The organism is Aliivibrio sp. S3MY1 (assembly GCF_028765575.1).
In the GTDB taxonomy this organism is placed as follows: Bacteria; Pseudomonadota; Gammaproteobacteria; order Enterobacterales; family Vibrionaceae; genus Aliivibrio.
In genome coordinates this window covers 1-21,525 of sequence record NZ_JARACO010000010.1, presented here as the reverse complement: position 1 = coordinate 21,525, position 21,525 = coordinate 1, and the positions used below count along the sequence as shown (strand labels likewise).

Annotated in this window: 15 protein-coding genes and 1 pseudogene; 10 read left to right on the top strand and 6 right to left on the bottom strand. The window is 40.0% G+C overall.

The genetic code is table 11. The features are described from left to right. Positions 1 to 4: 4 nt before the first annotated feature. Entirely contained in the window at positions 5 to 1,225 is a 1,221-nt protein-coding gene (locus PVK62_RS08495) for a phosphopentomutase (RefSeq protein WP_274444092.1), read from the top strand. 70 nt (positions 1,226 to 1,295) lie between these two features. Next, the gene (gene deoD, locus PVK62_RS08490) at positions 1,296 to 2,012 is read left to right on the top strand and encodes a purine-nucleoside phosphorylase (RefSeq protein WP_105054054.1); all 717 of its coding nucleotides are present in this window, start codon (positions 1,296 to 1,298) and stop codon (positions 2,010 to 2,012) included. Positions 2,013 to 2,079: 67 nt separating this feature from the next. Here deoD and PVK62_RS08485 read toward each other — a convergent pair whose 3' ends face one another. Beyond that, positions 2,080 to 2,676 carry a YtjB family periplasmic protein gene (locus PVK62_RS08485; RefSeq protein ID WP_274444093.1) on the bottom strand — a complete coding sequence of 199 codons (597 nt, stop codon included), beginning with the start codon at positions 2,674 to 2,676 and terminating at the stop codon, positions 2,080 to 2,082. 133 nt (positions 2,677 to 2,809) lie between these two features. On the opposite strand from PVK62_RS08485, the gene serB reads away from it, so the two are divergent. Next, positions 2,810 to 3,778 carry a phosphoserine phosphatase gene (gene serB, locus PVK62_RS08480; protein ID WP_274444094.1) on the top strand — a complete coding sequence of 323 codons (969 nt, stop codon included), beginning with the start codon at positions 2,810 to 2,812 and terminating at the stop codon, positions 3,776 to 3,778. 168 nt (positions 3,779 to 3,946) lie between these two features. Here serB and PVK62_RS08475 read toward each other — a convergent pair whose 3' ends face one another. Continuing rightward, positions 3,947 to 6,292 (bottom strand): PilZ domain-containing protein, encoded by a 2,346-nt coding sequence (locus tag PVK62_RS08475; protein ID WP_274444095.1) that lies wholly within the window; start codon positions 6,290 to 6,292, stop codon positions 3,947 to 3,949. 114 nt (positions 6,293 to 6,406) lie between these two features. Here PVK62_RS08475 and radA point away from each other — a divergent pair, with 114 nt between their 5' ends. After that, positions 6,407 to 7,786: a DNA repair protein RadA gene (gene radA, locus PVK62_RS08470; protein ID WP_274444096.1), complete on the top strand. Its 1,380-nt coding sequence runs from the start codon at positions 6,407 to 6,409 to the stop codon at positions 7,784 to 7,786. 193 nt (positions 7,787 to 7,979) lie between these two features. Next, complete coding sequence (gene fusA, locus PVK62_RS08465) at positions 7,980 to 10,064, top strand: elongation factor G (RefSeq protein WP_274444097.1); 2,085 nt, start codon at positions 7,980 to 7,982, stop codon at positions 10,062 to 10,064. A 140-nt stretch (positions 10,065 to 10,204) separates the two neighbouring features. Here fusA and PVK62_RS08460 read toward each other — a convergent pair whose 3' ends face one another. The 4 genes and pseudogenes from PVK62_RS08460 to mutS form a co-directional block, all read right to left on the bottom strand. Continuing rightward, entirely contained in the window at positions 10,205 to 10,444 is a 240-nt protein-coding gene (locus tag PVK62_RS08460) for a VF530 family DNA-binding protein (RefSeq protein ID WP_045101298.1), read from the bottom strand. A 118-nt stretch (positions 10,445 to 10,562) separates the two neighbouring features. Continuing rightward, positions 10,563 to 10,718 (bottom strand): annotated as a pseudogene (locus PVK62_RS08455) (cytosine deaminase); the annotation flags it as partial. Between the two features lie 36 nt (positions 10,719 to 10,754). Next, positions 10,755 to 12,431 (bottom strand): AMP-binding protein, encoded by a 1,677-nt coding sequence (locus tag PVK62_RS08450; RefSeq protein ID WP_274444098.1) that lies wholly within the window; start codon positions 12,429 to 12,431, stop codon positions 10,755 to 10,757. Between the two features lie 235 nt (positions 12,432 to 12,666). After that, positions 12,667 to 15,201: a DNA mismatch repair protein MutS gene (mutS, locus tag PVK62_RS08445; RefSeq protein ID WP_274444105.1), complete on the bottom strand. Its 2,535-nt coding sequence runs from the start codon at positions 15,199 to 15,201 to the stop codon at positions 12,667 to 12,669. Between the two features lie 139 nt (positions 15,202 to 15,340). Here mutS and PVK62_RS08440 point away from each other — a divergent pair, with 139 nt between their 5' ends. From PVK62_RS08440 to csrA, 5 genes are all read left to right on the top strand, one after another. Continuing rightward, positions 15,341 to 15,838 carry a CinA family protein gene (locus PVK62_RS08440; RefSeq protein WP_274444099.1) on the top strand — a complete coding sequence of 166 codons (498 nt, stop codon included), beginning with the start codon at positions 15,341 to 15,343 and terminating at the stop codon, positions 15,836 to 15,838. Positions 15,839 to 15,978: 140 nt separating this feature from the next. Then, complete coding sequence (gene recA / locus PVK62_RS08435) at positions 15,979 to 17,022, top strand: recombinase RecA (protein WP_274444100.1); 1,044 nt, start codon at positions 15,979 to 15,981, stop codon at positions 17,020 to 17,022. A gap of 244 nt (positions 17,023 to 17,266) precedes the next feature. After that, positions 17,267 to 19,846, top strand: a complete 2,580-nt coding sequence (gene alaS / locus PVK62_RS08430; protein WP_274444101.1) for an alanine--tRNA ligase — start codon at positions 17,267 to 17,269, stop codon at positions 19,844 to 19,846. Positions 19,847 to 19,858: 12 nt separating this feature from the next. Next, positions 19,859 to 21,028 (top strand): aspartate kinase, encoded by a 1,170-nt coding sequence (locus tag PVK62_RS08425; RefSeq protein ID WP_274444102.1) that lies wholly within the window; start codon positions 19,859 to 19,861, stop codon positions 21,026 to 21,028. Between the two features lie 81 nt (positions 21,029 to 21,109). Next, positions 21,110 to 21,307 (top strand): carbon storage regulator CsrA, encoded by a 198-nt coding sequence (gene csrA / locus PVK62_RS08420; protein ID WP_045101306.1) that lies wholly within the window; start codon positions 21,110 to 21,112, stop codon positions 21,305 to 21,307. Positions 21,308 to 21,525: the final 218 nt, after the last annotated feature.

Below are 21,525 nucleotides of genomic sequence, written 5' to 3'. Positions count from 1 at the left end.
AAACATGAAACGTGCAATAATTTTAGTACTAGATTCATTTGGTATCGGTGCCGCAGGCGACGCTGAAAAATTTGGCGATGTAGGTTCAGATACAATGGGTCACATTGCTGAGCAGTGTGCTAAAGGCCTCGCTGACAACAGTAATCGTCAAGGACCTTTAACTCTTCCAAACCTTTCTAAGCTTGGTTTAGCGATGGCTGGTAAAGAATCAACAGGTCAATTTGCAGCAGGTTTAGATGCGAACGCTGAGATCATTGGTGCTTACGGTCATGCGGCTGAATTATCTTCAGGTAAAGATACGCCTTCAGGCCACTGGGAAATTGCAGGGGTTCCTGTGTTGTTTGATTGGGGGTACTTTTCTGATAAAACAAACAGCTTCCCTAAAGAGCTGACTGATCGCATTCTTGCTCGTGCAAATCTTTCTGGTTATCTAGGTAACTGCCATGCATCAGGCACTCAAGTGCTTGATGATTTGGGCGAAGAGCACATGAAAACAGGCATGCCAATCTTCTATACTTCTGCCGATTCTGTATTCCAAATTGCCTGCCATGAAGAGACATTTGGTTTGGATAATCTGCTAACGCTTTGTCAGATTGCTCGTGAAGAGCTTGCGGATTACAACATTGGCCGTGTAATTGCGCGTCCATTTGTTGGAGAAGGCAAAGGTAAATTTGAGCGCACAGGCAATCGTCGTGATTTATCACTAGAGCCACCAGCAATGACCGTGCTGCAAAAATTAGTTGAAGAGAAGAGTGGCCACGTTCATTCAATTGGCAAGATCTCTGATATTTACGCAGGTTGTGGTATTACTCAAAAAACCAAAGCGACGGGTATTCCAGCGCTGTTTGATGCGACTAAAGACGCGATTGAAATAGCAGGTGATAACACCATCGTATTTACAAATTTTGTCGATTTCGATTCAGCGTATGGCCATCGTCGTGATGTTGCAGGTTATGCGGCTGCGTTAGAGTACTTTGATGGTCGCCTTCCTGAAATCATGGATATGTTAAAAGAAGACGATATTCTTATTTTAACGGCGGATCACGGTTGTGATCCAACATGGCCGGGAACTGATCATACACGTGAGCATATTCCTGTTCTTGTTTATGGTCATAAAGTACCAGCAGGTTCATTAGGGCGTCGTGATACATTTGCAGATATTGGTCAAACCTTAGCAGAGTACTTTGAAACCTCTGATATGGAATATGGACAATCTTTCCTATAAAAATAATAAGCAGTAGAGTTCGCTCTGCTGCTTTTTTTCTATTTAAAGTTAAAAGAAAGGATACAAACTTATGGCTACTCCACATATTAATGCTGAAATGGGTGATTTTGCAGACGTAGTACTGATGCCAGGAGACCCAATCCGTGCAAAATATATTGCTGAAACTTTTTTAGACGATGTAGTTCAAGTGTGTGATGTACGTAATATGTATGGTTTTACTGGTACTTATAAAGGTCGTAAGATCTCAGTTATGGGGCATGGCATGGGCATACCATCATGTTCTATTTACATGACTGAATTAGTAAAAGATTTCGGTGTTAAGAAAGTTATCCGTGTTGGTAGCTGTGGTGCAGTGAATGATGGCATCAAATTACGTGACGTTGTTATCGGTATGGGCGCATGTACTGATTCAAAAGTGAACCGCATCCGTTTTAAAGATCATGACTTTGCAGCGATTGCTGATTATGAAATGGTTCGTAACGCAGAGTTAGCTGCTCAAGCACGTGGTATTGATGTAAAAGTAGGTAACCTTTTCTCTGCTGAGTTGTTCTACACGCCAGATCCAAGCATGTTTGATCTAATGGATAAATACGGCATCGTAGGCGTAGAGATGGAAGCTGCAGGCATGTACGGTGTGGCTGCTGAATACGGTGCAAAAGCATTAGCAATTTGTACCGTATCGGATCACATTAAGACCGGTGAGCAAACAACATCAGATGAGCGTGCAACAACGTTTGATGAAATGATGCTCATCGCACTAGATTCAGTCTTACTTGGCGACAAATAATATCGATTGCTAGGTTAACGCTAAGATATCAAAAAGGCGATGAGGGTAACCTCATCGCCTTTCTTTTTTATGATTTCCCACCAAATAAAGTAGTGATGGGTTTATTTGAGTTTTTACGTTTTCGAAGTAGAGCCATAATGAGCATTCCCGACACTAAACTTATTGCTAACATACCAAACATTAAGCGGTCACTTTTACGATAGTGGTGATTAGCAAATCCTGTCAGGGTTGATTTCTCAAAGGTAATCCTTAAAAAGCCCATTAGATGATTATCTTTTGTGATGGGCTCTATTAACTGTTGGCGACCAATTCCATCAATAGAAAGTGGGGTGTTTAATCCTGTGATCTGAGAGGCAGTTAGTGCATTGTCACTTTTAGCTAAAATGCCACCTTCCGCATCATAAATCGTGGCATCGAACACTAGAGGCTCTTTGGCTAAATTATTAGCCAGTTGCAGTAACCCTTCATGATTATCTTGTTTGATATTATCAACAGAAAATAGGGCTGCTTGGCGAGCCATTGTTCGACTTAAATCTTGTAACTGTTTATTTTGAATGACTTGGTTACTGTCACTGATAACGGTACTGTTGATTAAAATAAAATAACTGAATGCCAAAAGAGAAAGTAATATTATACTTTTGGTGACAAAATTTTGAGAAAGCATCGTTAGCACCACAAAAATAAGAATGACGGAATTATACCCAAATTAAAAAAAAATAGCAGTTTATGTCGTTTGACTATTGCTCATCTGCTCTTCAATCGGTATTTTTGAGATAGGATTAGTAAGGATACGAATCATGGATACGATAGCCCCATTGTTAATTAAGAAAAACATACCTCTGTTAAAGCGGTTCTCATCAACGCTAGAAATAAGCCAACTTGATATAAAACAAACAGGTTGGATAGTATATGGATATCATTTGTCCCCAGAACATTTCCAAGACATCGATTTCTTTGTTGGCGAGCCATCTAAAGTCATAGCAACTTGGAAAGTTGGCCATTATGAAGTCGCCGCCATAGCCGGTGCAATAACCTCTGAACACAAAACAATTCTTGATGCTCTAGAACTGGATTATGCTGAAATAAAAGACATTCCAGATTTATCCAAGCCGGGTATTATTTTATTTGATATGGACTCTACTGCGATAGAGATAGAGTGTATTGATGAGATTGCAAAGCTTGCTGGTGTAGGTAAACAAGTATCTGAAGTTACAGAGCGAGCAATGCAAGGTGAACTCGATTTTAAAGACAGTTTGCTTCAGCGTGTAGGCACTCTTGAAGGGGCTGATGAATCAATATTAGCTCAAGTGAAATCAACGCTCCCATTTATGCCTGAAATCAGAGAACTTATAGCTACCATGCATCAACAGGGCTGGAAACCAGCTATTGCTTCTGGTGGTTTTACTTATTTCTCTGATTATCTAAAAGAAGAATTAAATTTAGTGCATGCACAATCCAATCAACTTGAAATCCTTAATGGAAAGCTGACAGGTAAAGTTATTGGTGAGATTGTTAGCGCTGAAACAAAAGCAGAAATCTTAGTTGAATTAGCTGATAAATATGACATTGAGATCAGCAATACGGTCGCCGTTGGTGATGGTGCTAATGATCTGGTAATGATGGAGGCTGCAGGCCTAGGTATTGCTTATCATGCGAAACCTAAGGTTCAACAACAAGCTCAAGCTGCCATTCGTCATGCTGATTTAGGTGGAGTTGCTTGTATTCTTTCTGCTTCGTTATTATTGAATAAAAAATTAAGTTGGTAATACCAATCATAGTAGATGACGGATCATCCTAGCTTGTTATTAAGCCTTTTTCTTCGCTATTTTTGAGTGTTTACTTACTGTGATTTGTATAAATTATTAGCTAATAATAGATAGAAAAATGGACTCTAATTCTAAAGAGAGTCCATTTTTTATATGATTTATTCAGACTTATCCTAACTCTAAGCGGATGAGAACTTCATCAGTGATGTCTGCAATTTCGCCACAGCCAACAATGCTCGATAGCTCATCTTCTAAAGCTCTTGCGTAGTGTATCGCGTATTGAGCTAGCTGACTTAATTCTATTTCTGAAGTTGTTGATAACGGGTTCTTAACAGCAGTCGTCGTTACTCGTATCGCTAAAAATTCACCGTGTTCTTTCGCTTTTCTTATAAAAGTAATACGGTCGTTATAAGAAGAGAACTCTTGCAGCATTCGAGTAAATACCGATTTTATTTTTCCATCACGGATCACAACCGCGAGATAAATCTCGTGATGGTGAGAGCGTTGATTGGCGGGAGTTCTCAATGGTTCTACGAGTAATTTCTGCATTCTTGATTTAAAAATAGGTTCTAAATTTAAATGCTGTTCATCACCTAAATGCTGCCAAATTGTATTTAATCGATTGAGAGGAAAGTTAACGCCAATGCATCGGGTTTTTAATTTATGGTCATCTTTCTCAATAAAGAACGGCGTTGTTGTTAATTTATTGAGTAATAACTGATGCATAATTCTTAGCATATCCATTGATGGAAGTTGCTCATAGTCCATCGGTAGCTTTTCTATATTATGTTGGATTAAGCGACCTAAAAAGGCTTTGCTTTTTTGGGTTTGTAAGCTGTCTTCAATATGTAGCTGAATGTTTAGACCATTAGAGGCAACTTTCAATACGTGATAGCTAATACGACTCAACGGTGTGTTTTTGTCTAAACTTTGTAAGTCATTGAATGTGATCTTTACATCTGATTTTTTTGTTAACAGTGCTGGTTTGTCTAAATGAATAGACAGTCCATTCGTTGATATATCTAACGTTTTACCTGTAATTTCGCCAAAACTCGGGTGATAAAGCGTAATTAAGGTTTGATAATTAAATCTTGGTTCTGTACGGCGTGGTGCTGAATCAAAATAGAGTGCGTGCGCTTGACTGATTGATGCTGTGGCATGGCGATATGGATTCAGTTCTTTAGGAGCAAGACTTGGCTTATCTGTTAAGAGATAATCTTTTTGTGTTTCAGGTAAGCTGATTTCCGTTAAGACCCCCATATGAGTTAACGTTTCAAGAACACCTTCCATCTCAGGTGCAACGGTTAATAATCTTTCTTTGTCACCTTGCTCTAACTCAAAAAGGGATAAGCGAATAACTTTCCAACTTTTTCTTTTTGCGCCAATATGCCAAAATAACTGACGCTCTTTCTGTGAGCCTTCCGATGACATCATTGAGTAAAACAGCTCTCTGTCTTCATGGTCATGTTTAAAGCTGTAAAAATGCGTACGGCTGGCTTTTAATCCAGGCTTTGTCAAAAACTGCATTCGATCGGCTTTAAAAAGATGATTAATAACCGGCTGGTTTTTTTCATCATGCCAGTGTTTCCAAAGCGTTTCATTGTGATCAGTAATAATGGCGTATTTTAGATTATCCCCAGAAAAAAATAGAGGAATATTAGTGGTGTGTTTTAAAAAGCAGTGTTCATAGCCTTGAGTTCTAGCTCTTACAATTTGATCTTTTTGATCATGCTGAGTTCGACGTTTATTTTTATTTAGTTTTTCATCGATAGCTGCTGCAATAACATCATGATCCGATTCCATTTTCAGGCGTAGCCAACGATAGCTATCATTTTCTTCACTGTCGTGAATACCTAAAATACGATAAGGAAAATCCCCATTAAGCTCTTTAATGCAGGTATCTTTAGCAAGACTTGGGAAGCTAACCTGAATAATTTGGCCTAATCCGTATTCAAAAGCGGTAGGAACTTTGATCCTAGCTCCTGAGGAGGATAGGTCACTGCTTGTTCCATGAATAAGATTGCCATTGGGTAAAAGAACCGTCACTTGTGTAGACATACGCAAACGGCTTTCACTTCGAGTGAGGTAATGACCAAAACGAACTAATTTTGCTTTAAAAGAACCACTTTCACTTTTCTCACTAGAAGGTATGTTGATTTCTTTATTCTTATGCAAAACACGAAAATTATTACGGGTATTGGTTAATGCTTCCCAAACACCTTCAGTATAGCTTCCGTAGCGTTCTATAGTTTTGTGATAGGTATTGATTGCGACATCATCTAACCAATGTGTATAGCCATCAAGATCGTATTGATGACATTCTCCTTTTACACGTCCACGTAAATCAATGCTTTTTATGCAAGGCGTCATAATACGCTTCAGTTCAATCTTTACGATTAAATGAACTGAAGGATGTTCATGTGCCATGACTTGCCTGCTCACCAGTTCAAAATCTGGTTCGCCAAAAACAGGGATAAGTTGATCTACATAGCTTTGATATTCTTCTTGCTGCATGATTTCTGGTACAGTAATAACAATCTAATGGGTTTATCGGCAGAGTTGCTAAAATATTTAACATTATACGTTAAATAATACCCATCACTCTAATAACATTTATGTCGGTGATATATGGCAAAAGCAAAACGAGCCTACGTTTGTAATGATTGTGGGGCAGACTTCCCTCGTTGGCAAGGGCAGTGTAGTGCTTGTGGGGCATGGAACACGATAACAGAAGTTCGCTTAGCGGCTTCACCACAAGTTGCTCGTAATGAGCGTTTAGTAGGATATGCTGGTTTATCGGCCGAATCTCAAGTTCAAGCCTTATCAAGTATCGATCTTCAAGAAGTTCCTAGATTTTCCACTACGTTTAAAGAGTTTGATAGAGTTCTGGGTGGTGGCATTGTTCCTGGAGCAGCTATTTTGATCGGCGGTAATCCTGGTGCGGGTAAATCAACGCTATTATTACAAACCATGTGTCAGTTAGCGGCACATATGCCAACCTTGTATGTTACGGGTGAGGAATCACTCCAACAAGTAGCGATGCGAGCGTCTCGCTTAGGATTACCAAAAGATAATTTAAAAATGTTATCTGAAACCAGCATTGATAAAATTTGCCAGATTGCAGAAAAAGAAAAACCTAAAATAATGGTTATCGATTCAATTCAAGTAATGCATGTCGATGATGTTCAATCTTCTCCTGGCAGTGTTTCTCAAGTGAGAGAATCTGCAACGACATTAACGCGTTATGCAAAACAGAATAATGTCTCTATTTTCCTTGTTGGACACGTAACAAAAGACGGCACATTAGCAGGACCAAAAGTTCTCGAACATATTATTGACTGTTCTGTATTGCTTGATGGCAGTGCCGACAGTCGCTTTAGAACATTACGTTGCAATAAAAACCGTTTCGGTGCAGTGAATGAGTTGGGCGTATTTGCGATGACAGGGCAGGGCCTTAAAGAAGTTAATAACCCATCCGCTATTTTCTTGTCTCGTGGCGAGGAGGAAACTTCTGGCAGCTCTGTTATGGTGGTATGGGAAGGGACTCGACCTTTATTAGTGGAAATTCAAGCGTTAGTTGATTACTCCCAATTATCAAATCCGAGACGAGTATCGGTAGGTTTAGATCAAAATCGATTATCAATGTTACTGGCGGTGCTGCATAAGCATGGTGGGTTGCAAATGGCTGACCAAGATGTCTTTGTTAATGTTGTTGGTGGTGTCAAAGTTGCTGAAACCAGTGCCGATTTAGCCTTAATTATGGCTTTATTATCTAGCTTTAAAGATCGCCCATTGCCAAAAGATGTGGTGGTATTTGGTGAAGTTGGACTGGCTGGTGAAATCCGTCCTGTGCCTAGTGGACAAGAACGATTGATGGAAGCCTATAAACATGGATTTAAACGTGCAATCGTACCCGCGGCAAATATGCCTAAAGGTGGTATTGAAGGTATGCAGATCCATGGTGTAAAGAAGCTCTCAGAAGCAATTGATGCCTTTGAAGAGCTATAAACGGCAATAATTATGGATTTACACTATTCTTTGTATTTGAAATTGTGTAAATTCAACTATAATTTGCAAAAGCAGAAAATAAGCAGAGGTTAATTGGGCTAAATTCTATCCAAAAATAGAACAAAGCATATACCAATTGACAGTTTGTGTTATACTCTGCGCGCATTTTCTATCCTATTAATAGAGTAAAACAATGACTGATTTATCTAAATACAGAAATATTGGTATTTTCGCGCACGTTGATGCGGGTAAAACTACCACAACTGAGCGTATCCTAAAACTTACTGGTCAGATCCACAAATCTGGTGAAACTCATGATGGCGAATCTACGACTGACTTCATGGAACAGGAAGCTGAGCGCGGAATTACTATCCAATCAGCAGCTGTAAGTTGTTTCTGGAAAGATCACCGTTTTAACGTTATCGATACTCCTGGACACGTTGACTTTACTGTTGAAGTTTATCGTTCTCTTAAAGTACTTGACGGTGGTATCGGTGTATTCTGTGGTTCTGGTGGTGTTGAACCTCAATCAGAAACTAACTGGCGTTACGCGAACGAATCAGAAGTTGCACGTATTATCTTCGTAAACAAACTAGACCGTATGGGCGCTGACTTCTTCCGTGTTGTTAAGCAAACTCAAGACGTACTAGGCGCTAACCCGCTAGTTATGGTTCTTCCTATCGGTATCGAAGACGATTTCGTTGGTGTTGTAGACCTTCTAACTCGTAAAGCTCACATTTGGGATGAAACGGGTCTTCCAGAAAACTTCGAGATCACTGATGTTCCTGCGGACATGGTTGACCAAGTAGAAGAATACCGTGAGATGCTAGTTGAGACTGCTGTAGAGCAAGACGACGACCTAATGGAAGCTTACATGGAAGGCGAAGAGCCATCTATCGAGCAACTAAAAGCATGTATCCGTAAGGGTACTCGCACAATGGACTTCTTCCCTGCATTCTGTGGTTCTGCATTTAAGAACAAAGGTATGCAACTTGTTCTTGATGCTGTAGTTGATTACCTACCTTCTCCAACAGAAGTAGATCCTCAACCACTAATGAACGAAGAAGGCGAAGAGACTGGCGAACACGCTATCGTTTCTGCTGACGAAACATTCAAAGCGCTAGCATTCAAAATCATGGATGACCGTTTTGGTGCACTAACATTCGTACGTATTTACTCTGGTAAACTAAACAAGGGTGATACAATCCTTAACTCGTTCACAGGTAAAACTGAGCGTGTTGGCCGTATGGTTGAGATGCAAGCGAACGATCGTAACGAATTAACATTCGCACAAGCTGGTGATATCATCGCTATCGTTGGTATGAAAAACGTGCAAACTGGTCACACTCTATGTGATCCTAAGCACCCAATCACTCTTGAGCCAATGGTATTCCCTGTACCAGTTATCTCTATCTCTGTAACGCCTAAAGATAAAGGCAGTACTGAGAAAATGGGTGTAGCGATTGGTAAAATGGTTGCAGAAGATCCATCTTTCCAAGTTGAAACTGACGAAGAAACTGGTGAAACAATCCTTAAAGGTATGGGTGAGCTTCACCTAGACATTAAGGTTGATATCCTTAAGCGTACGTACGGCGTAGACCTAACAGTTGGTCAACCACAAGTTGCTTACCGTGAAACTATTACTCAAGCTGTTGAAGATAGCTACACGCATAAGAAACAATCTGGTGGTTCTGGTCAGTTTGGTAAGATCGACTACGTTATGAAACCAGGTGAAGTTGGTTCAGGTTTTGCATTTAAGTCTTCTGTTGTGGGCGGTAACGTTCCTAAAGAATTCTGGCCTGCAATCGAGAAAGGCTTCAAAGGCATGATGGATACTGGTGTTCTTGCTGGTTTCCCTGTTCTTGATGTTGAAATCGAACTTCTAGATGGTGGTTTCCACGCAGTCGATTCATCTGCAGTAGCATTTGAAATCGCAGCGAAAGGTGCATTCCGTCAATCTATGCCAAAAGCGGGTGCTCAACTTCTAGAGCCAATCATGGCTGTAGACGTGTTTACTCCAGATGATCACGTTGGTGATGTAATCGGTGACCTTAACCGTCGTCGTGGCATGATCAAAGACCAAATGGCTGGCGTAACTGGTGTTCGTGTTAAAGCTGACGTACCACTTTCAGAAATGTTTGGTTACATCGGTACTCTACGTACAATGACTTCAGGTCGTGGTCAATTCTCTATGGAATTCGCTCATTACGCACCTTGCCCAATGAACGTGGCTGAAAAAGTTATTGCTGACGTTAAAGAAGCTAACGCTAAGAAGTAATTCTGGCTAACGCTCTTTAATTAAAAAAGCCCCGTAAGTGCAAACTTACGGGGCTTTTTGTTTTTAATCGATTGAATATTTAAGTTACGATTTAAACCAATATAACGATTAGATAATTACTGGAATTGGTATTATTCAGATTAATTTAATTTTTCTGCTTTTTCTTTATGACGTTGAAGTTTCAAATAGATATTCTCTACTCGCACTCGCGCCCACTCGGTTTTTCGCAAAAATTTCAAACTTGATTTAATGGTTGGATCGGATTTAAAACAATTGATGTTAACCATGTAGCTTAATTCCTCCCAACCGTAATGTTCAACTAATTCTGTTAAGATTGCCTGCAGGGTCAAACCGTGAAGCGGGTTATTTTGTTGTGTCATAATGTCGCCATTTATCTTGAATTAGGGTAAGTATAACATTCACCCTTAAAGAATATTCATAAAAAATGGGAGCACAAAGGCTCCCATCTGTATCTGATTATTTAACGTCTAATTAACGCTAAAATGAAACCACTTCTGGTTTATCTAAAGTGATGACTGTTGTTGCTGGCTGAGTATCTGAAATTACATTACCTTGAAGGTTCGAATAACGAACAGGAACTTGACGACGGAGTGCATCAAAGCCATTTTCTGCAGGTAAAATAATTAAGTCACCTCGCTGTTTTGGTTGTTAAATGCTCCCTATTTAGGATTATTCCCAGATTATTTTTTTATCTTTTGGCCAAGAAGATGCAAACTCATGGTATTTTTTCTCTAAAATATGACGTTTTATCTTTAATGTTGGAGTTAAAATGCCATTTTCGATACTCCATGGTTCTTTGATCATTAAGATGCCTTTTAGCTTCTCATGAGACTCGAGGCCACTATTAATGGTCTCTAAGTTTTTTAGTGCGGTTCTTTCGTACCGTTCTTGGTTAAAATTAGGATATGAGTGAGGAATAGCCAATAGAATTGGACCAGGAAGCCCTGAGCCAATAAGACACATCATTTCTAAGTTACTTAAATCAAAAATACGTTTTTCAATAGGAACAGGAGCAACAAACTTCCCTTTAGCTGTTTTGAATGTGTCTTTTTTGCGGCCTTGTATTGTTAAGAACCCTTCAGAATCAATCGATCCAATATCTCCAGTATGTAGCCAACCTTCTTGATTAAACGTTTCTGCCGTGGCTTCATCATTTTTATAGTAGCCCGCAAAGAGTCCATCACCTCGAACTAAAATCTCTTCATCGGCGGCTATTTTCAATTCAACGCCAGGACCTGCTGAGCCAACCGTTCCAACTTTATCTGAACGATAAGGGTGGTTGAGGGTGCTATAAGCAAATGTTTCGGTCATTCCCCACGCTTCAGTAATATGTAAACCAATGCTTTCATACCATTTTAATAATCCGGCTGAGACGGGGGCGGAACCACAACCTAGAACTCGGGCTTGATCTAAGCCTAAGCCATCAGCCAATTTACGTTTGATTAAGCCATTAACAAACGGGATTTTGAGTAATATATTGAGTTTTTTCTGAGGTAATTTATCTTGAATTCGTTGTTGGAATACCGTCCATAATCGGGGAACAGATATAAATAAAGTAGGACGATGCATTTTTACATCATCTATAAAGGTATCTAAGGATTCAGGAAAGGCGGTTTGAATGCCCCCGAAAAATGCAGAGCCTAAGATGTATACACGCTCTGTTATATGAGCAAGAGGTAAGTAGGAAAATAAACGATCATCGGGTTGCATCCCAATATGATTAACGAGATGTTTGGACGAACGACTAAAGCCGCCAAAGGTTAGCATTGCCCCTTTTGGTAACCCTGATGTTCCTGATGTATATACAATAGACATTAACGTATTGTCATTATGATCAGGTCTGAATTTTGAAGGCTGATGTTCTTTAATTAGGTCTTCAAATTGATACTGAGATTGAGCTGCTGAGTCATAATCAAAAGCAATGGTAGAAAGGTGAGGAAGGTTTTTTATTGCTTGAGTAGTCGCTTCATTATTATCGAGTTTACCAACAATGAGCGCTTTACTATCACTGTGCGTTAAACAATGTTCAATGGTATCTAGCCCCGCAGTTGGAAAAATAGGGACACTAACAAAATCCCCAAGCATTAGAGCTAAATCAGTAATAAACCATTCGGCACAATTTTTAGAAATTAAAGCAACCCGATCTTTTGGTTGTATCCCCATACTTTGTAATGCGCTCACTAAGCGTAGCGCCTTATCAACCACTTCAGAGAAGGTGTAGTCAACAAAGTGCCTCTCCTTTATTTGACGAAGGAAAATCGAAGTTGGTTTTTTCTTGGCCCATTCAAGCATCGCTTCATGAGGGAGTTGAGGGTTGGTATTGTGATCGAATAATGGCTGACTCATGGCGGCATCCTGCAGGTTATTGTAACTATTCTTGTTAACTTTATGTTAATTGAAATGCTTTTTGAGTAAATAGTCAAATTTGGTTGAAAATAATGAGAGGTTGTTTTTTCTATAAAAACGAATAATTTGCTATATAAATAAGATAGGAAATTATAAAGATAAAGAAAGGGGAATGTATAAAAAAGGCAATAACATTGGCGTTATTGCCTTAATTAAAATTGAGATGTGGTGAAAGTTACAAAAGTGCTTTTAGGCGATATAGTTCTTCTAACGCCTGTCGGGGTGTTAGATCATCTGGGTTTACATTTGCTAATGCTTCTTCAACGTCACTTGGCTCAGGAATAAGAGACAATTGATGCTCTTGTTTTACTTGAGTTGTCGCTAATGTTTGGTTTTTAGGTTGACCATTTTCAAGTTGTTGAAGCTTTTGTTTGGCTTTTTTGATGACCGTTTTTGGCACTCCCGCCAGAGAAGCAACCGCTAGGCCGTAAGATTTATTGGCAGCGCCATCTTGAACAGCATGCATAAAGGCAATCTCATCACCATGCTCTACTGCATCTAAATGTACATTGGCTAATCCATTAAATAGGCTTGGTAATTCAGTCAGTTCAAAGTAATGGGTAGCAAATAGTGTCATGGCATTAATTTTTGTTGCTAACCATTCAGCACTTGCCCAAGCAAGAGAGAGTCCATCATAAGTACTTGTACCGCGACCAATTTCATCCATTAACACTAAACTGTGTTTGGTAGCATTATGAAGGATGTTTGCTGTTTCTGTCATTTCAACCATAAATGTTGAGCGTCCAGAAGCAAGATCATCTGATGCTCCAATGCGGGTAAATATGCGATCTAATAGGCCAATTTTTGCAGAATCAGCAGGAACATAACAACCAACATGTGCCATTAAAGCGATCAATGCGGTTTGGCGCATATAGGTTGATTTACCACCCATGTTTGGTCCGGTAATGATCAACATTTTTCGGTTACCGTTTAAATTGATTGGGTTGGCAATAAACGGATTGCTCATCACTTGTTCAACAACAGGGTGACGGCCACCTTCAATGTTCATCCCTATCTCTGATGATAAGGTAGGACGGCAATAATTTAAGCTATCAGCACGCTCAGCAAGGTTACTTAATACGTCTAATTCAGAAATCGCATTGGCCATTAATTGAAGCTGTTCTAAGTGAGGTAGAAGTTGATCAAACAACTCTTCCCACAGTTTCTTTTCTATCGCTAGTGCTTTTGATTTTGAGCTTAGCACTTTATCTTCATGTTCTTTCAGCTCTGGAATAATATAGCGTTCTGCATTTTTCAGTGTTTGACGACGAACATAGTGAGCAGGTGCTTTATGACTTTGACCTTTGCTGATCTGGATATAAAAACCATGAACGTTGTTATAGCCGACTTTCAGCGTATCAATATCATGACGTTCGCGCTCTTCTTGCTCAAGTTTTTCTAAGAATAACGTCGCACCATTAGCGAGATCTCGCCATTGGTCGAGCTCTTCATTATAACCATCAGCTAATACACCCCCGTCACGAATAACAACAGGAGGGTTCTCTTTTACTGCGCGTTCTAATAGATCGCAAATTGAGTCTATAGGCTGCGCAAGTGAAGCCAGTTCTACTAAATGAGCTTGTTCAAATTCTTTGGTGCTTTGTGCAAGCTCTGGTAGTTGTTGTAATGCGTTACGTAAGCGAGCTAAATCTCTTGGACGAGCAGAGCGTAATGCTAAGCGAGCAAGAATTCGCTCTACATCACCAATTTGTTTTAACTGTGGAGCAAGCTCTGTGAATAGACCACTTTCTTTTAATTCTCCAATCGCATCAAGACGTTGATTTAAAACTTGATGAGTTCGTATTGGTTGATGTAACCAACGCTTTAAAAGACGGCTGCCCATTGCGGTTGATGTGTGGTCGAGTACTTCTGATAACGTATGATTAAAACCACCCGCTAGATTTTGGGTTATTTCTAAATTACGACGTGTTGCGGCATCTAAGATCACCGAGTCATCTTGATGATCCATCACAATAGAGCGAATGTGAGGCAAGGTTGTACGTTGCGTGTCTTTTACATACTGAATAAGACAGCCAGCCGCACATAAACCAAATTCAGCTTTTTCTACTCCAAAACCAATTAGGTCACGTGTACCAAACTGTTGGTTTAATTGTTGTTTAGCGGTTTCTAATTCAAATTCCCATACTGGGCGACGACGATTACCACTGCGTTTCTCTAATAAATGCACAGGTTCGAAATCTTCACTAAACAAAAGCTCTGTAGGAGAAGTTCGTTGTAACTCAGCCAACATTGCTTCTTCTGTGCCTGGTTCTGATACTTTAAATCGGCCAGAAGTAATGTCTAATGTGGCGTAACCAAAGCGGCCTTTATGATGAAAAATAGCGGCAATAAGATTATCAAAACGCTCTGGAAGAAGAGCTTCATCAGTAACCGTTCCTGGGGTTACGATACGAACCACTTTGCGCTCAACAGGACCTTTACTCGTAGCAGGGTCTCCAATTTGCTCACAGATAGCAACAGACTCGCCTTGCTGAACTAATTTGGCTAAGTAGCCCTCAACGGCATGGTAAGGAAGACCTGCCATTGGAATTGGTTCACCTGCTGAGGAGCCTCGTTTCGTTAACGATATTTCAAGAAGCTGAGAGGCTCGTTTGGCATCATCATAGAAAAGCTCATAAAAGTCGCCCATACGATAGAACAGTAAGATATCCGGATTTTCAGATTTTAAACGCAAGTACTGTTGCATCATTGGGGTGTGTTTTTCAGTTGATTTTGTTGCCACAACGAGACCTAATGAGTGTTGAGAATATTTGTTGCTAAGAATACGTGAATCAAGACGGCAATCAAAGATAGAATCAATAAAATTCGAATCAAGATGGAAGAATTTAATGGATATGACAAAAAATGCTCAACTCGCGCAAGAAGTTGGTGAGCTATTGATGCAACAAGGCAAAACGATGGCTTGTGCAGAATCGTGTACTGGTGGTGGTGTTGCTTTTTGTGCGACGGAGAATGCAGGGAGTTCTGCTTGGTTTGAGCGTGGTTTTGTGACCTACAGTAACCAAGCAAAGCAAGAGTCATTAGGGATTCATTTAGATACGCTAAACTCTTTTGGGGCAGTAAGTAAAGCGGTAGTCAAAGAGATGGCCTTAGGGACGCTACGTAACAGCAATGCTGATATTAGTGTATCTATTAGTGGCATTGCAGGCCCTGGAGGGGCAACAGAAGATAAGCCTGTTGGGACTGTGTGTTTTGGTTTTGCAGATAAAACGAATTGGCATCAAGAAACTACTGTGTATTTTACTGGTGATCGTAGTGAAATAAGAAAAAGTGCGATTGAATATGCATTTCTAACATTAAAGATAAGACTGTTAGAACTTAATTAATTCAAGTGCTTATGGTTTTTTGTATTAAGGCGCAATAGAAATTTTGATAAAAAAACGAGTTAGCCTATGGACACTGTATGAATAGACAGTATACTACTGTTCATTAACTGATTTAGTGATCTAGAAATCTGGAGAATCAAATGGACGATAACAAGAAAAAAGCACTGGCCGCCGCATTAGGTCAAATTGAAAAACAATTTGGTAAAGGTTCAATTATGAAGTTGGGCGATAACCGCACAATGGATGTTGAAACTGTGTCTACTGGTTCTTTATCTCTTGATATTGCTCTAGGTGCTGGCGGTTTACCAATGGGGCGTATCGTAGAAATCTACGGTCCTGAATCATCAGGTAAAACAACACTAACTTTGGAAGCGATTGCTCAAGCACAAAAAGCAGGAAAAACCTGTGCATTTATTGATGCGGAGCATGCTCTAGACCCTATCTACGCTCAAAAACTGGGTGTTGATATTGACCAATTATTATGTTCTCAACCTGATACTGGTGAGCAAGCATTAGAAATCGTTGATGCATTAGCGCGTTCTGGCGCGGTTGATGTAATCGTAGTCGATTCAGTTGCTGCATTAACGCCAAAAGCAGAAATTGAAGGTGAGATGGGCGACAGCCACATGGGTCTTCAAGCTCGTATGCTTTCTCAAGCAATGCGTAAGTTAACGGGTAACCTAAAACAATCAAATTGTATGTGTATCTTCATCAACCAAATTCGTATGAAAATTGGTGTGATGTTTGGTAACCCAGAAACGACAACTGGTGGTAATGCACTTAAGTTCTACGCATCTGTTCGTCTTGATATTCGTCGTACTGGCGCCGTAAAAGATGGTGATGAGGTTGTGGGTAACGAAACTCGAATCAAAGTAGTTAAAAACAAAATTGCAGCGCCATTTAAGCAAGCTGAAACTCAAATTTTATATGGTAAAGGCTTTAACCGTGAAGGTGAGCTAATTGATTTAGGTGTGAAGCATAAATTAGTCGATAAAGCTGGCGCTTGGTATAGCTACAATGGCGACAAGATTGGCCAAGGTAAAGCAAATGCGTCTAAATTCATGCGTGATAACGTAGAGATTGCGACTGAATTAGACCATAAACTGCGCGAGATGTTATTAACACCAGCAGAAGAACAACCTGAAATCGAAGAGAAAATTGAAGAAGAAAACGAAGAATTTTAATTTATTCAATTTTCAGTGAAATAATAGAAAGCCAAACCATCGTGTTTGGCTTTTTTACGTCTATAAAAAAAGACAGCCCTAATCACAAATAGAATTATTTCTCTTTCCTTACTTGATCGCTCTACTCAATCTATATTTCGCTCTCATTTGCGTATACAATGTTCGAAATTCTGTCTAAAAAACACTGCTTGTCTTAACTGAGTACAAGAGTGAGTTAACCTACGATTCAATCAGGAATATCCACATGTATATGAGCACTGACGAGATCCGCCGTGCGTTTCTTGCTTTTTTTGAAAGCAAAGGACACCAAATTGTTGAGAGTTCTTCTCTAGTTCCAGCAAATGATCCAACTCTTCTATTTACCAATGCCGGTATGAACCAATTTAAGGATTGTTTCCTAGGTTCAGAGAAGCGTAACTATACTCGTGCAACTACCGCTCAGCGTTGTGTTCGTGCTGGTGGTAAGCATAACGATTTAGAAAACGTAGGCTTTACTGCTCGTCACCATACTTTCTTTGAAATGCTAGGTAACTTTAGCTTTGGTGATTATTTCAAGCAAGACGCAATTAAATACGCATGGGAATTCTTAACAGAGCGTTTAGAGCTTCCTGCAGATCGTCTATTAGTGACTATCTACGAAACAGATGACGAAGCATTTGAAATCTGGAATAAAGAAATGGGTATCCCTGCGGACCGTATCGTTCGTATTGGTGATAACAAAGGCGCACCTTATGCATCAGATAACTTCTGGCAGATGGGTGACACGGGTCCTTGTGGTCCTTGTACTGAAATTTTCTACGATCATGGTGAGCACATTTGGGGTGGCCGTCCAGGTACACCTGAAGAAGATGGTGACCGTTTCATCGAAATTTGGAACAACGTTTTCATGCAGTTCAACCGTCAAGCGGATGGCACAATGGAACCACTTCCAAAGCCATCAGTAGATACAGGTATGGGTATTGAGCGTATTGCCGCAATCATGCAAGGCGTACACTCAAACTATGAAATTGATATTTTCCAAACATTAATTAAAGAAACAGCAAAAGTTGTTGGTTACGATGATCTTTCAAACCAATCTCTACGTGTTGTTGCTGACCACATCCGTTCTTGTGCTTATTTAATCGTTGATGGTGTTATGCCGTCAAACGAAGGCCGTGGTTACGTATTACGTCGTATTATTCGTCGTGCGGTACGTCACGGTAACAAGTTAGGTGCTAAAGGCTCTTACTTTTATAAATTAGTTGGTCCATTGGCTGAGATCATGGGCACGGCTGGTGAAGAACTTAAAAAACAGCAAGCACTAGTAGAAAAAGTACTTAAGATCGAAGAAGAAAACTTTGGTCGTACGCTTGAGCGCGGCATGGTAATTCTGAACGAAGCGTTAGATAACCTAGAGGGCACCGTTCTTGACGGCGAAACCGTATTTAAACTTTACGATACTTACGGTTTCCCTGCAGATTTAACCAATGATGTTGCTCGTGAGCGTGAATTAACTATCGATGAAGATGGTTTTGAGAAGGCGATGGAAGAACAACGTCAGCGTGCTCGTGAAGCGGGTCAATTTGGAACTGATTACAATGCAATCATTAAGGTTGAATCTGAAACAGTATTCCACGGTTATGATTCGACTGAAGCAAAAGCAACGGTATTAGAAATCTTCCGTGAAGGTGAAGGCGTTGAGACTCTTTCTGCTGGTGATGATGCGATTCTAATTTTAGATGTAACGCCATTCTATGCTGAGTCAGGTGGTCAATCTGGTGATGCAGGTATCATTACTGTTGAAGCGGGTAAGTTTGTTGTTACTGATACTCAAAAAGTAGGTAATGCGATTGGTCACCACGGTAAGTTAGTTGAAGGTGTATTATCAACGGCTGATAGTGCAATGGCTCAAGTTGATGAAGAGCGTCGTACTGCGATTACTTTAAATCACTCAGCAACTCACTTATTACACGCAGCTCTTCGTGAAGTACTCGGTGAGCACGTAACTCAAAAAGGGTCATTAGTTAAAGCGGAAGGTTTACGTTTTGACTTCTCTAACCTTGAAGGCGTAAAAGCGGAAGAATTACGTAAAGTTGAGCGTATTGTTAACCAACAAGTACGTTTAAATCATGAGATTGAAACAAATCTAATGGACATTGATGCTGCTAAAGAAAAAGGCGCAATGGCTTTATTTGGTGAGAAATACGACGATGAAGTTCGTGTTCTGTCTATGGGTGAGTTTTCTACTGAGTTATGTGGTGGTATTCACGCATCAAGCACGGGTGATATTGGCTTATTTAAAATCACGTCAGAAAGTGGCATTGCCGCGGGTATCCGCCGTATTGAAGCCGTTACTGGTGAAGCCGCATTAGATGCGATTGAAGCACAACAAAAATCAGCCGATAAAAAGCTGAACGAAGCTGCATCAAAAGCAAAACAACTTGAGAAAGAGATCCAACAGCTTAAAGATAAGCTAGCGTCTCAAGAAGGGGCAAGCCTTATCAATCAAGTTCAAGACATTGCAGGAACAAAAGTACTTATTGCCCAGTTAGATGGTGCAGAGAGTAAAGCGCTTCGTGGCATGGTTGATGAGCTTAAAAATCAAATCGGCAGCTGCGTTATCATGTTAGGTAATGTGAATGACGGTAAAGTTGGTTTAATTGCAGGTGTAAGTAAAGATCTTATTGGTCAAGTGAAAGCGGGCGAATTAGTGAATATGGTTGCACAACAAGTTGGTGGTAAAGGCGGCGGTCGTCCTGATATGGCTCAAGCTGGCGGTACTGATGCGAATGCATTACCCGCAGCACTAGCTTCTGTTGAAGCTTGGCTAACTGAGCGTCTGTAATAGGTCGTATCAGTGGCATTAATCGTACAAAAGTATGGTGGTACATCAGTTGGGTCCATTGAACGGATCCAATCTGTTTCTGAACGTATCATTTCAGCACAGCAACAAGGGCATGATGTCGTTGTTGCTGTTTCTGCTATGGCCGGAGAAACCAATCGCTTAATGAGCTTAGCAAATCAAATTAGTGAGGCCCCTGAGCCTCGTGAATTGGATATGCTCCTTTCTGCTGGTGAACAGGTTTCTATTGCGCTACTAGCCATGTCTTTAAATCAGAAAGGCGTTAAAGCCATTTCTCTAACGGCTGATCAAGCGGGTATTTATACTAACAGCACCTTTAACGATGCAACTATTGAGCATATTGAAACTGACTTAATTACTCAATGGGTTGATAAAGGGTATGTGGTAATTATTGCTGGCTTTCAAGGTCGTGATGCTCACGGTAACATCACCACATTAGGAAGAGGCGGCTCTGATACGACAGCTGTCGCCTTATCTGCTGCCTTAAATGCAGATGAATGTCAGATATTTACTGATGTTGATGGCGTTTATTCTTCCGATCCTCGCTATGTAGCTAATACTCGACGTTTAAAAGAGGTGTCATTTTCTGATATGCACCTTTTAGCAAAATCGGGCGCGAAAGTATTGCAAGAGCATTCTGTTGCTCATGCTTGGAGAACATCGGTGAAGTTACGAGTACTTTCTTCATTTGAAGAGGGGGAAGGGACTTTAATTTGTGAAGAGCCCGCAGAGAGTCCATCGGTAACAGGATTGGCTTTAAAGCAGGATTTACTTCTTGTTGAATGCACAGGGCTCTCCATTACAGAACAAGCAATACTGTTGAAACAGTATGAAGAGTTAACTGCTCAAAGTGATTGTTTTAAAATTGTTGTGCCAAAAGCAACTTTTTTACAATTGAAACTGGCATTTAATACAAAAATACGCAATATTAGTAGCTTATCAATACTAACGTTAGTTGGTGATAAAGTTGAAGGGATGGCAGATCTTGCTTGCAATCAACTGAAGGCTAATGGTGTTGATATCTATCAACACAATAAAGAGCCCAAAAGTGTGTCGGTTATCGTTAATCAGGCTGATTTCGAACAAGCAGCCGAAATTTTACATAAAACGTTTGTTATTACAGAGCAATCACAAGATAATAACCTTATGATCGCTGTTTCTTGAGCAGAGACGTTTATGAAAATAGGCGATAACGGACAAAACATACATTTATTATAAAACTGAGATTACTCAAGGAGCATTCGAATGCTAATTCTGACACGCCGTGTAGGTGAAACTTTAATGATTGGTGATGAAGTAACAGTTACTGTACTAGGCGTTAAAGGCAACCAAGTACGTATTGGTGTTAATGCACCTAAAGAAGTATCTGTACACCGTGAAGAGATTTACATGCGCATTCAAGCGGAAAAAGGTACACCTGCTGCGACGCAAGGTAACTTTTAATTCGTATGAATGAGGCTGACATTGTCAGCCTTGTTTATTTTTATCTAATTCAATTAGGTGAAAATAAAGAAAAACAAGGTACAAACAAAGGCACAAACCACGGATAACGTTTCATTTTTGCTCATTTTGGTTGTTTCGTAGGCTGTTGAACAAAAAGCGTTATTTTTTACTTAAAAAGTCATTGACATATTTTTGGTAAACCGTAATATGTGCCTCCT

What these genes read in the sequence shown, in the direction of transcription:
- PVK62_RS08495 (WP_274444092.1), top strand. Translation starts at nt 5, where the DNA reads ATGAAACGTGCAATAATTTTAGTACTAGATTCATTTGGTATCGGTGCC.
- deoD (WP_105054054.1), top strand. Translation starts at nt 1,296, where the DNA reads ATGGCTACTCCACATATTAATGCTGAAATGGGTGATTTTGCAGACGTA.
- PVK62_RS08485 (WP_274444093.1), bottom strand. Translation starts at nt 2,676, where the DNA reads ATGCTTTCTCAAAATTTTGTCACCAAAAGTATAATATTACTTTCTCTT.
- serB (WP_274444094.1), top strand. Translation starts at nt 2,810, where the DNA reads ATGGATACGATAGCCCCATTGTTAATTAAGAAAAACATACCTCTGTTA.
- PVK62_RS08475 (WP_274444095.1), bottom strand. Translation starts at nt 6,292, where the DNA reads ATGCAGCAAGAAGAATATCAAAGCTATGTAGATCAACTTATCCCTGTT.
- radA (WP_274444096.1), top strand. Translation starts at nt 6,407, where the DNA reads ATGGCAAAAGCAAAACGAGCCTACGTTTGTAATGATTGTGGGGCAGAC.
- fusA (WP_274444097.1), top strand. Translation starts at nt 7,980, where the DNA reads ATGACTGATTTATCTAAATACAGAAATATTGGTATTTTCGCGCACGTT.
- PVK62_RS08460 (WP_045101298.1), bottom strand. Translation starts at nt 10,444, where the DNA reads ATGACACAACAAAATAACCCGCTTCACGGTTTGACCCTGCAGGCAATC.
- PVK62_RS08450 (WP_274444098.1), bottom strand. Translation starts at nt 12,431, where the DNA reads ATGAGTCAGCCATTATTCGATCACAATACCAACCCTCAACTCCCTCAT.
- mutS (WP_274444105.1), bottom strand. Translation starts at nt 15,201, where the DNA reads ATGATGCAACAGTACTTGCGTTTAAAATCTGAAAATCCGGATATCTTA.
- PVK62_RS08440 (WP_274444099.1), top strand. Translation starts at nt 15,341, where the DNA reads ATGGATATGACAAAAAATGCTCAACTCGCGCAAGAAGTTGGTGAGCTA.
- recA (WP_274444100.1), top strand. Translation starts at nt 15,979, where the DNA reads ATGGACGATAACAAGAAAAAAGCACTGGCCGCCGCATTAGGTCAAATT.
- alaS (WP_274444101.1), top strand. Translation starts at nt 17,267, where the DNA reads ATGTATATGAGCACTGACGAGATCCGCCGTGCGTTTCTTGCTTTTTTT.
- csrA (WP_045101306.1), top strand. Translation starts at nt 21,110, where the DNA reads ATGCTAATTCTGACACGCCGTGTAGGTGAAACTTTAATGATTGGTGAT.